The organism is Candidatus Sarmatiella mevalonica, assembly GCF_016751895.1.
In the GTDB taxonomy this organism is placed as follows: Bacteria; Pseudomonadota; Alphaproteobacteria; order Rickettsiales; family Rickettsiaceae; genus Sarmatiella; species Sarmatiella mevalonica.
In genome coordinates this window covers 1-11,310 of sequence record NZ_JACVVM010000041.1, presented here as the reverse complement: position 1 = coordinate 11,310, position 11,310 = coordinate 1, and the positions used below count along the sequence as shown (strand labels likewise).

At 38.2% G+C, this 11,310-nt stretch carries 9 protein-coding genes, 1 tRNA gene and 2 pseudogenes; 8 read left to right on the top strand and 4 right to left on the bottom strand.

Annotation, left to right across the window (positions count from 1 at the left end; translation table 11 throughout):
• The first annotated feature begins 192 nt into the window (after nt 1-192).
• Nucleotides 193-363 (top strand): hypothetical protein, encoded by a 171-nt coding sequence (locus tag Sarmat_RS04170; protein ID WP_202149567.1) that lies wholly within the window; start codon nt 193-195, stop codon nt 361-363.
• On the opposite strand, the gene Sarmat_RS07105 is transcribed toward Sarmat_RS04170, so the two are convergent.
• Entirely contained in the window at nt 334-456 is a 123-nt protein-coding gene (locus Sarmat_RS07105; RefSeq protein ID WP_279611753.1) for a hypothetical protein, read from the bottom strand. The genes Sarmat_RS04170 and Sarmat_RS07105 overlap by 30 nt on opposite strands.
• Nucleotides 457-663: 207 nt before the next feature.
• On the opposite strand from Sarmat_RS07105, the pseudogene Sarmat_RS04165 reads away from it, so the two are divergent.
• Nucleotides 664-792, top strand: a pseudogene (locus Sarmat_RS04165) (IS5/IS1182 family transposase); the annotation flags it as partial.
• Nucleotides 793-858: 66 nt separating this feature from the next.
• On the opposite strand, the gene Sarmat_RS04160 reads toward Sarmat_RS04165, so the two are convergent.
• Both Sarmat_RS04160 and Sarmat_RS04155 read right to left on the bottom strand, forming a co-directional pair.
• Nucleotides 859-2,868, bottom strand: coding sequence for an acetyl-CoA carboxylase biotin carboxylase subunit (locus tag Sarmat_RS04160; protein ID WP_202149566.1), 2,010 nt, complete (start codon nt 2,866-2,868; stop codon nt 859-861).
• 8 nt (nt 2,869-2,876) lie between these two features.
• A complete protein-coding gene (locus Sarmat_RS04155; protein ID WP_202149565.1) occupies nt 2,877-3,788 on the bottom strand; it encodes a UbiA family prenyltransferase in 912 nt (303 codons plus the stop codon).
• 91 nt (nt 3,789-3,879) lie between these two features.
• Between Sarmat_RS04155 and Sarmat_RS04150 the strand changes: the two genes are divergently transcribed.
• The 6 genes and pseudogenes from Sarmat_RS04150 to Sarmat_RS04125 all read left to right on the top strand — a co-directional run bounded on the left by Sarmat_RS04150 (nt 3,880) and on the right by Sarmat_RS04125 (nt 8,120).
• Nucleotides 3,880-5,268 (top strand): M48 family metalloprotease, encoded by a 1,389-nt coding sequence (locus Sarmat_RS04150; RefSeq protein ID WP_202149564.1) that lies wholly within the window; start codon nt 3,880-3,882, stop codon nt 5,266-5,268.
• Between the two features lie 84 nt (nt 5,269-5,352).
• Nucleotides 5,353-6,129 carry a DsbA family protein gene (locus Sarmat_RS04145; RefSeq protein WP_202149563.1) on the top strand — a complete coding sequence of 259 codons (777 nt, stop codon included), beginning with the start codon at nt 5,353-5,355 and terminating at the stop codon, nt 6,127-6,129.
• A 72-nt stretch (nt 6,130-6,201) separates the two neighbouring features.
• Entirely contained in the window at nt 6,202-7,131 is a 930-nt protein-coding gene (locus Sarmat_RS04140; RefSeq protein ID WP_202149562.1) for a malate dehydrogenase, read from the top strand.
• A 56-nt stretch (nt 7,132-7,187) separates the two neighbouring features.
• A complete protein-coding gene (locus Sarmat_RS04135; protein WP_202149561.1) occupies nt 7,188-7,661 on the top strand; it encodes an IS630 transposase-related protein in 474 nt (157 codons plus the stop codon).
• A gap of 42 nt (nt 7,662-7,703) precedes the next feature.
• A pseudogene (locus tag Sarmat_RS04130) lies at nt 7,704-7,934 on the top strand (transposase); the annotation flags it as partial.
• Nucleotides 7,935-8,043: 109 nt separating this feature from the next.
• A tRNA-Arg gene (locus Sarmat_RS04125) sits at nt 8,044-8,120 on the top strand.
• 34 nt (nt 8,121-8,154) lie between these two features.
• On the opposite strand, the gene Sarmat_RS04120 is transcribed toward Sarmat_RS04125, so the two are convergent.
• The gene (locus Sarmat_RS04120; protein ID WP_202149560.1) at nt 8,155-10,869 is read right to left on the bottom strand and encodes an autotransporter outer membrane beta-barrel domain-containing protein; all 2,715 of its coding nucleotides are present in this window, start codon (nt 10,867-10,869) and stop codon (nt 8,155-8,157) included.
• Nucleotides 10,870-11,310: the final 441 nt, after the last annotated feature.

Below are 11,310 nucleotides of genomic sequence, written 5' to 3'. Positions count from 1 at the left end.
TAACATCAATTAGCTGGGCCGCCTCTTCGTAACTTAATTCTCGATTCTTCTCAATTGCAACTAGACCAGCCATAAGCGGCTCTAGCTTCTTTATAATCCGGCTCACTCTTGATTCGTCAATAGACCTCTTTCGAAACTCGCTCAATTAAGAGCAAATGCGAGGAGTATACAAAGCACAGAGCCGCAGCGTACATGAAGTACGTGAGGACTTGCGCATCGACAGCGTCGCCACAGTTGCCATCAGGAGTAGAGTTAGGAAAGAGGTCTATTAAAAGCATCGGGTCATTTCTTCTAGACCTAATTTATAATTCCTCCCGGGACGTTTGTATTGGCCTACGACTCTTTTATCCCAGATTTTTCTAGCTTCTTTATTATTATTTCAAACTTTTCTAGCTCCATGCCAAATAATCTTAAAAAAACTCTTGGATGTTTAGCAATTTTACTGTATCTTATCATTGTGTGTAGTCTCTTGTTGGTTAAAAATCAAGTTCTATACACGCTTTATAAAAAATATCAACCCCTCCCTGTAAGTAATTTCCAATTCTATATACTTACGCAAGAGGTCTAATGATGTTGAGCGCCGCAGCATACTCTAGTATATGAGGAGCGCAAAGGAGTTTTGGCAACAAAATTACCCTGCGGAATAGGTTATGCAAGAGGTCTAATGAAAATGTTATTGGAATGATTAAACGATTTAAAATTATCTCGGACAAATACCGAAACAGACGAAAAAGATTCGCCATAAGGTTCAATTTAATCTCCGCTATTTACAATATGGAATTACAAAAATGATAGTTTCCGAAGAAGTCTAATGTAAGGTGGTTTACTATATACATTGGATCTTCCATAAATAAAGCATTACTCATCTTGAAACTCTATTAAAATACCACCCACATTCACATGGTCGTGGTTTTTGATATGAATCTTGCTAATCACTCCATTCTTAGGCGCTACTATAATATTCTCCATCTTCATGGCAGTAAGAATCATCAACTCCTGACCATTTTGCACTTCATCTCCTTCCGAAACTTTAATTGCTATAATCTGCCCGGACAGAGGTGCATATAAATATCTTTGATCATTCACCTCCTCGCGCTGAATCATTAAAGACTCTAGCTCAGATACTCTAGATAATCTTACTCGAATTTTAGTAGTAACTCCTAGGTAAGTAACCTGATAGCCAGTACGCACCCTCGTAATCTTCGCATTTACATTCTTACCATTAACCGTTGCAGAGAAAATATGATTGCCTATATTCCATTTTCCTCGCACATATATTCTATTATTCCCCTGTCTAATATTGTATCCATCAGTCACAGCCTTAATCATTACAGGAAATAATTGATTGCCAACGGAAACTACCCAACGAGTATTAATTTTTGCAACGGTATTTACTATTTGATCTCTAATCATATTAGCGCGCTTCTGCTCTGTAATATGAGCATATATACCAATTGCAATAAACACTTCTATCAGTTCATATGTGAGGTCTGTGAATTCTGAAAATCCATCTGGATACTCATTTGAAATAAAAGCTGTGCTTATATCACCCGCAACAAATTTTGGATTATTAAACACCGCCTCCAAAAAACTCATATTATGCGAAATACCACGCACAACAAACGCACCTAGCGCATAACGCATAGCTTCGATAGCATCCTTTCTCGTCTCCCCCCGTACACACAACTTGGCTATCATGGAATCGTAGAACATGCTCACTTCCATCCCAGACACTATAGAGCTATCTATCCTTACTTCATATTGCTTGCGTGCAGGTTCGATATACTCAGTAATCCTACCGCTAGATGGTAAAAACCCACGCGTGGGATCTTCTGCACAAATTCTTGCTTCCATAGCCCAACCATTGAGTTCTATATCATCTTGCTTCATAGTTAATTCTTCACCGGCAGCCACCCGTACCATCTGCTCCACTAGGTCAATTCCAGTAATCATCTCTGTAATAGGATGTTCCACCTGAATTCTAGTATTCATTTCTAAGAAATAGAAATTCTTTTTGTCATTCATGATAAACTCCACAGTACCAGCGGAATGATATTTCACTTTCTTAGCTAAAGAAGCTGCTTGATTATACATCTTTTGTCTAATTTGAGGCGTGACAAAAGGGCTAGGGGCCTCCTCAATCACTTTCTGATGGCTACGCTGTATAGAGCACTCGCGTTCTCCAAGGCATAAAACATTACCATGTTTATCCGCTAAAACCTGAATCTCTATATGTCGTGGAGATTGAATGAACTTTTCGATAAATAGCCTATTATCGTTAAAACTATTCTGGGCCTCGCGCTGTGCAGACGCGAACGCGCTCATCATTTCTTCGTGGTTGTGAGCGACCCTCATGCCCATACCACCTCCGCCAGCGGCGGCTTTGATAATTACTGGAAAACCTATTTTTTTCGCAATTTTAATCGCTTCTTGGGCAGTAGGAATGGCGCCCATATAACCAGGTACTGTTTGTATACCAGCTTTAGTAGCTATCTGCTTAGCTTCTATCTTATCACCCATTTGCTTAATAGCTTGAGAACTTGGACCTATTAAGACAATCTTTTCTTTTTCTAAAGTAGATGCAAATTGATAGTTTTCTGCTAGAAAACCATAACCCGGATGCACCGCCTTAGCGCCACTTAGCCTTGTGGCATGTAATATGTTTGGAATTGAGAGATAACTCTCTACCGCTGGAGAATTACCAACATAATGCGCTTCGTCTGCATATTGTACGTGCAAAGCATTCGTGTCTGCTTCAGAATATATAGCAACCGACTTTATATTCATCTTTTTTAGCGTACGAATAATACGTAACGCTATCTCTCCTCTATTGGCTACTAATACTTTATCAAACATATTTTTTATCAAATAAATAATTAAGATCTAAGCAACAACATGTAAAAACACAGATACAAACCAACTAATAAATTTGCTTTAAACCTAAGCTCGCAATTTTTTATTTTAGTAATATCTAAAGTATACACTTGCCAAACCAGGTTTGTAATGGTTAAAATCAAAATCACCACCATTCCCCAATTGAACAGCTTTCTTTCTATAAACCCAGCAATCACAAACAAACATATAAACAATCCGTAACAACCATATAAAAAAGCTCTGTAATTCCTATTTCTTAGCAGCACAGCGATAGACTTCACGCCAATGCGCGCATCATCTTGCGCATCCATAAAGGCGTAGATTGTATCATACCCAACAATCCAACAAGCGCATGCCAAATACATACACACCGCCCCTATACTTACAGTATTTGTTACCGCGACATAGCTAATAATACTGGCATTAAAGGTAAGTCCTAGTAATATTTGAGGAAAATATATATATCGTTTTGCGTAAGGATAAGCGCACATCATTACCACATTACAGCAGACTATTAAGAAAGATTTGAAATTTAATTGTATGGCAATAAACAAGGAGGCGAGGAGAAAAAGGGAGAGTAGATATAAAGCTTGGCGATTATTTATCGAGCTATTAGCCAAGGGTCGATTCTGAGTTCTTTTTATTTGCGCATCGAATTTTTGATCACAAATATCATTCAGTATACAACCAGTACTCCTAGCAAGAATAGACCCTACAATAAACAACCAATATGGCCTGGAGTTTACGTATTCAGACATAAGCGACTGGTCAGATGGCGCCATCAAACCAAAATAACACGTAAAAAATAGTAGCGCTGCACCCGTGGGCTTATCCAGCCTCGCTAATTGAGCAAAAAATAATGCAAAGCGCAGAACGTTTAATTTCTGTTTTATTTTTAATAGAAGATAACTCATTATTATTTTAATATAATTAAGTTATAATTAAGTTTATTGCACACTAATGTCTTAGTTGTAAGATCAGTCGCTAAACTCAAAATCAAATATTATGAAACAAAGCGCAAATTTAGAGACGAATCTTAAAAACTTATTCTCTCTATTTATTCTTTGTATACCATTATTATTTCTTTCGCAAGCCAAAGGCGATTTCATTATACATGATGCTGAAATAGAAAGCTTAATTCATGACATTTCCTCACCCATTATACAAAAAGCTGGGTTACCGGAAGTAAAAATATATGTCAACGTTACCCCTCAAGTAAACGCCTTCGCTACCTCTAACTCTAGAATAGTATTATACAGTGGGCTTATTGCGCGTATGAATGCAGACGCGCTTAGGGCAGTAATAGCGCACGAAATCGGCCATATTAAAGCCCAGCATATCAGTAAAAATCTCATCAAACAAAATGAATTAAATAAAATGTACGGCGCAGGCATGTTGTCTGCAATACTAGTAGGCGCACTGCTTAGCGCTGGTGGTAGTTATAGCAGTGCAGACGCGGCTGGCGCGATGCATCAGGCCATTGGTAGTATGTGTAATCGTAGTATGCTACAACACTCTAGGACGCAAGAAATAGAAGCAGACCAAATAGCATGCAAGCTACTGCAGGAGGCTGGCTATGATAGCTCTGGGCTGATGTATGCAATGAATTATTTTAAAGTAGAACAAAACACCAATAATGCTCATAAACTAGATCCATACGAACTCACTCACCCTATGGCTCAGGAGAGGATAGAAATTATTAAAAATTATTCGCACAATACTAAGCAATTCGAGCAACGCCAAGGGAATTGCGAAGAATTAAACTATAGATTGCAGCGCGTAATCGCAAAACTGCTGTTTATACAACTCCCGCCCACACAACTGCAAGATGCCGCGCTAAAACAAAAGAATGAAGAGATAAGACAGTATATGCAGAGTATGTATTATCTGAAAGTGAAAAATCATCAAAAGTCTTTATATTTTATTGATAGCTTATTATCTCAAAAGCCAAGCGATCCTTACTATAATTTATTAAAGGGCGAAATATTGCTAGACTTTGGCAAGGCAGAGGCTCTAAACTTCTACGAAAAAGCGCTTCAATTAAAACCAAATGATAAGTGGTTGAAGATCGACAATGCAGTTGCGGCAATTCGACTCTCTAATAACAAGCAAACGCTTGAACGTCACGGTGAAGCATTAAGGCAGATAGTGGATAGGGAATGTGATGACGACTTGGTGGATCTGCTTTACTATACTGGGATATATTATGAAAAAATAGATAAACCAGTAGATAGTATGTACTACCTAGCTATCTTCTACAACAAAATGGGGGATTTTAAGAAGGCGAAAACTTTTGCTAAATCTGCGATGCTACAACTACCTCAAAATAGCTCAAAATGGATCAAATTAGATGATTTATTGCAATCTCAAAAACAAAATAATGATTCTAGATAAAAATACTCTTCTTATTTAGGTGTTTTGCATGGTAAAATATCATGTGCTTATTTTTTACACAATCAATATGTATTCAAAAAGATTATGAAAAAGTGCTTCATATCAATTATAACTTCCGCAATCACTGCTTTTTGCACAGTAATTCTCTATAAAGCTTATATGTATGGCTCTGCTATACAAGCTGAGACAAAAGAAACCACCCTTATTCTTAGCGAAGAGCAGGTGGCACAGGTGCAGAATATCACTAGGGAATATATTAAAAATAACCCTAAAGCCATTGGAGATGCTATACGAGAGCTAGAAAAGCAAAAAATCCTTGAAGCAGAAAGTAGAGTAAGGCAGTATATAGAGCAAAATAAAGATAAATTATATGATGCAAACAACTATCCATATCTAGGTTCTCCAGAGGCGACCGATGCCATAGTTTTTTTCTATGACTACCAATGCAATTATTGCAAGAAGGGGTTTGAAGATTTAGAAAAATTCTTAGAAAGAAATTCGAATGCAAAAATTGTCTTGCGACCAGTACCGGTTTTAGGTAATATGGCTAATTATATCGCTAGAATCGCTTTAGCTGTTCATAAACTTGCACCGGAAAAATTTTCTTCAGTACATAAGCATTTCATTGAATCCAGCTTCTTAAGTAATACTGGGCTAGAGACAATAATTAAAGATCATGATCTAGATTTAGAGCAGGTGAAGCAGACTGCTGACGCCCAAGAAATAAAAGATTTATTAAGAGCAAATCTAGAGCTCACCGCTACCTTAGGTTTTAGTGGCGTGCCAGCATATCTCATTAATAACCAAATAATTTCTGGCGTGATGGAGATAGAGACTCTTGAGTCGCTGAATAAAAAATAAAAGCCTTGCGCATTATGCCGTTTGTAGCTATAATGATTCGTATAATAGACTATACTTATCATAGAGAATAATATGCATAGCAAGCCATTTAAAATATCCGTTATAGGTGCTGGTAATGTTGGTGCCACTACCGCAATGCTATTAATGCAAAAGGGTTATGAGGTAGCTTTGTTAGACCTGAATTACTCAGTGGCGCAGGGCAAAGCTCTTGATTTATCCCAAATGGGTAGCGAATCTCTGGTATATGCCGTGAAGGATTACTCTGGCATTACCGGTTCACAGGTAGTAGTGGTTACTGCAGGACTGCCACGTAAACCAGGAAGTAGTAGGGAGGAGCTGCTTAAAACTAACGGCGATATTATACATCAAGTAGCGCAACAGATTCGCCAATACGCACCCGAAGCTTTTGTAGTAGTTGTTACAAATCCATTAGATGTGATGGCATACCATATGTATAAAAGTAGCGGTATAAGGCATCAAAAAGTGGTGGGTATGGCTGGTACATTGGACTGTAGAAGGTTTAATTATTTTCTTGCGCAGGCCACTGGCGCAGCTGTGGCCGATATCAAATCTACCATCATTGGTAGTCATGGTGATACCATGCTGCCTTTAGTTCATCATTCTTCAATTGCAGGGATATCTATTGCATCTTTAAAGGAAATGGAGGTGATTAGCGATGCTACCTTACATGACGTAATCACCAGCACAAAACGTGGTGGAGCGCAAATAGTCGAACTACTTTCTGCAGGCTCTGCCTACTACGCTCCAGCAGCTTCTATTGTAGAAATAGTAGATAGCTACCTATATAACCAGCAAAAAATCCTTTGCTGCTCTGTGTATGTAGATAAGCAGATGAACTGCGAGGATGTGTATATAGGGTTGCCGGTAGTAATTGGCGCAAATGGCGTAGAGCGCATCATGGAGTTAACGCTTACTAGCGATGAGCAAAAAGAATTCGCAAATTCTGTGGCGGTAGCTAAAAGTTTAATAAATATTTTATGATTGTATAGTAAACCACCTTGCATTGGGTAAAGAGACGTGGTATCGTTAAAGGAAAAATGTCAACAAAACCATATAGTGAAGATTTAAGAAAAAGAGTAGTAGGTTATATCCAAAAAGGCAAAACGCAAAAAGAAGCATCCGAAGTTTTTGGAATACACAGCAATACGGTACATAGATGGTGGGCGAGGTATAATAAAGAAGGTAATTACAGTGCTAGACGAAGATTAGGCGCTAGACGCAGGGTAGATTACAAAGAAATTGAACTATTTGTAAAAAATAATCCTAACACCAAGCTAGAAGTCATAGGTAATAGATTTGGAATAAGCTCCTGGCATTCCGCTAGAGTATTAAAGAGTTTGGGTTTTAGCTATAGAAAAAAGCCCTTACCTATGTGGAAGCAAGTGAAGAAAATAGAACGCAATAACATAGAAAGCATCAAGGACGTAAAGCCAGAAAAGCTTGTATATATCGATGAAAGCGGCATTGGTATGAGTATGTGTAAAGACAGAGGATGGGGGCAGAAAGGGTGAAAGATTATTTGTTAAAAGAGTGGTAAATATTATCAGAGAACCAATATTATTGCTGGTTACGTCAATCACAAATCGATAGTACCAATGGCATTTAGAGGTTCTTGCAATACAAAATTATTTGAAATTTGGGTTGAAGAGTTTTTGATAAAAGAACTGCAACCTGGTAAAGCGGCGATCATGGATAATGCTGTATTTCATAAATCTCAAAAGACTAAAGATTTAATTGAATCTGTAGGCTGCACTACCTTATTCGCCAGGCCTAAACCAAATTGAAAAATTTTGGGCTAATATGAAACGATGAATTAAAGGTTGTCCAATATGGGGAATATAATATTAGCGATATATGCTATGCGCACACCTATTGCCCTTTCAGTCTTTTATTGTATTTGTAGCTCAATTGGATAGAGCGTCGCCCTCCGGAGGCGAAGGTTGTTGGTTCGAGCCCAATCAAATACACCACTACAATTCTTCTAGCGTTATTTAGAATAAGGTGTTAGAATTCTACCTTTAATTTCACGGCTAATTGCTGCCCCTGAAATTTATTTCCTAAAAACGCATCATAAATTAAACCATATTGTATGCTTCGTACCTTGCTATTTAAACCAAGACCTACGTTGTAACTCGTACCAACCGAGCCATAATTCATATATTCTGGGTCCTGCCAGTTATAGTCAACACCACCAGGAATAATTTCTTTGTTATTCAAATTAGATCTAGCAACAAAATGCATCTCAGGATTCACAAGCACCCCATAACTCAGCATCTTATCTATCTCATATCTAAGACCAACAAGAGCTCTAAGGTTTTGAGTACTCTGCTGTGTCGCCGCATCTTTCTGCTGCGTGCTGGACCCATTAAGATAGCTAAAATCTAACCCGCATGTTGCGCTAATTTTTTGATTATTAATAGGCAAAACATATCCGCCTATTAACTCAGCTCCGCATCCATTTTTCTTTGCGCTGTCTAGTTGCTGGTTTTTATTAAACCCTACATTTACCAAGCCCTGGACGAAAAAATTATTTGTAAACATTCGATTGCAATAAACCGAAAGTATACTTGAATTCACATCATTCCTACCGGCGTTTTTATCAAAAACCACTTCGCTATTAACATTAGTAAATGCAATACCAACCATTGCGTTAGATTGCAGTTCCTTATCTATGCCAACCATAATACCAGAAGTATGCACATGATATCCCGTCGCCTTATCGTTCACAGCATCCTGGCGAGAAGAGCTTGCAATAGGCATAACCCAAACGCCAACCGCTCTACTTTCTTCTATAGCTTCGTCACCACTAGAAACACCGAGTTTTTTAGATGAAGACTGATCTTTAGTGGATTTAGCATTCATATCCACGGAAGAATGATGCGTATCTTGCGTACTAACGCTTTGAATATTTTGAGTGTAAAACCTCGACATATTACTTTGTATTACGTTCTTTGCGCAATCTATATGCACTTCGTGCGTGGTGCTAATATGATTACCAACGTCAGATATATCCAAACTTTCAAATAAACTCACGGGTTGTGCATCAGAATTCTTGATCGCCAAAGGTTTGTCTATAACGCTACTAGATACACCTATTAAAGGTTTGTTAAACCCCTTCTCCGGGTCATCTATAGGAAAATCACCCTCATAATCTTGGCGCACCTTAATTGGACCATCTTTCTTTAGTAGATCTGCGTCAATATTACCTTCTTCGTCCTCATCTAGGCTCACCATCACTACTGCACGCTTATTATCATTGAATGACAAATCATGTTCATGCTCTGCATCACTCGAGTCTTCTATTATAATTTGCGCTGGATCACCGCCATGACATAAGTCTGGATCGCACCCCTCTTCTTCATCGAACTGTCGCTGGTTATTCAAAGCATTATGGTTATTTTGCAAGCCATTACTATTGCTAGCGCTATACTGCTCATCAATTCCAGCTGACGGTGATTTAATAGAGTAAAAATACTCTTGCTCTGACTGACCATGTCCAAACATTCTTCGTTGATTATCCGTTGCTCTCGTTTGTTGTTGCTCATCTATACTATACCAATTATGTTGAGATTGTTGATTATCTTGATTATTTGCACGTGGTAATTCCTGCGACCACTGGGATAAGTCATTCTGCTCATCCCATACTTTCATATCTTGATTTAAATTATCAAAATCATCATTATTACCGCTATCTACAACCTGATCCAACAAAGCTAATAACTCCATATCATCACTGTCATTTGATGAAGCGTCGCTCGTAAAAGTTATGTCGTCTAATATTCTTTCTTCTGGGTCCCGATACTGAGCTAATACTCCATCTATCCACCCAGCATACTCTGGTTTCTGCGCTAACTTTGTTAAGGCGCGCAGCATAAACTGCCTACCATATCCCGCTTCATCTTGCCGGGCTGCATCGTAACTCAGCTCGCCATCAGATATTAATTTTTCTATATCGCGCTCAACACGCTCCATAATTCCAATTTTATTTCCCTGCACTTCTCTCTTAGGAGCAAAATGAGATTCTTGATCTTGGTATATAGATTCTAATTCTTCCGACTCAAAGGCATTAAACTGCTCAGGAGGTTTTATAGATAGTCGCGTTGGATTGGAGGATATATGAGCAATCTCCTGCATGTGCACAGAAGTCTCTACTCCCTTTGAAGACTCAACCTCGTCTTCCTTTAATTCCACGCTCAGTTCAGAGCTTGAACCATTTTGCGCTGTAGCGTGACTTGATGGATTTTGCAAAGCAAATTCTTTAGGATTAACGCTCATTTTTTCTATTGCAAGTTGTACAGACTTTGGTGGCTCTTGATATACAGAACGCGTAGCCATCTTATCTCTAAAATTAAAAAACATTGATGAAAATGGTTGATAAGCGCTCTTGACTTCTTCTGTAGCCTTCTCTATCTTTGTCGCCTTTGAAGGAGCGAGAATCTGTGATACACTCTCCTTATCCAAAGAAGCCGCTGGGCTATGAAAACTTTGATACTTTGGATCTTCAACGAGTACTGAGCTGTTTTTGATGCTATCGCCAACTTGATCCTCTAATAATACATAAGACCTAGAAAGCTCTGACTCGCGTAGTATACTGAAACGCGAAGAATCTTCTGGCTCACGCATACTAGGGTGGCTACTCACATATAGTTGGGAAAAATCTGACGCGCTTGCGTTGGAAGCGGCGGTTAACATTAAGATTAATATATTACTTTTCTTCATAAAACTATGCACCTATACTAAATTAAAAAAAATAACTTATAGTTACATACTTCTAATTATATAACAACTTGTATATGAAAAGCAACACAAAATGTAGAAATAATGCAATAAAATTCTTTAGGCGAATGAGTTAATCGGTGATAAAGAGAGAAGGGGGCGTGACGTGAAAACCGCAGCGTGTATGGTCAATTAACTTGAATTATGGAGAGTGAAGAAGGCTTCTATAGCTCTATAGAGATTGTCAAAACTCATAAGACCTCTTGCGTAAGTATTTAATTAACAATTAGCCAATGCGAGGGGTGAAGAAGGTTGTTCGTGATTATTTTAGCATCAAGCGGCAAGTAATTTATTAACGAAATCATTTTTGAAATTAACAATTCCAGCAACAATATTAAACTTTAGATTATAACCCCTACGCTTATTGCGATATCTATGAGATAA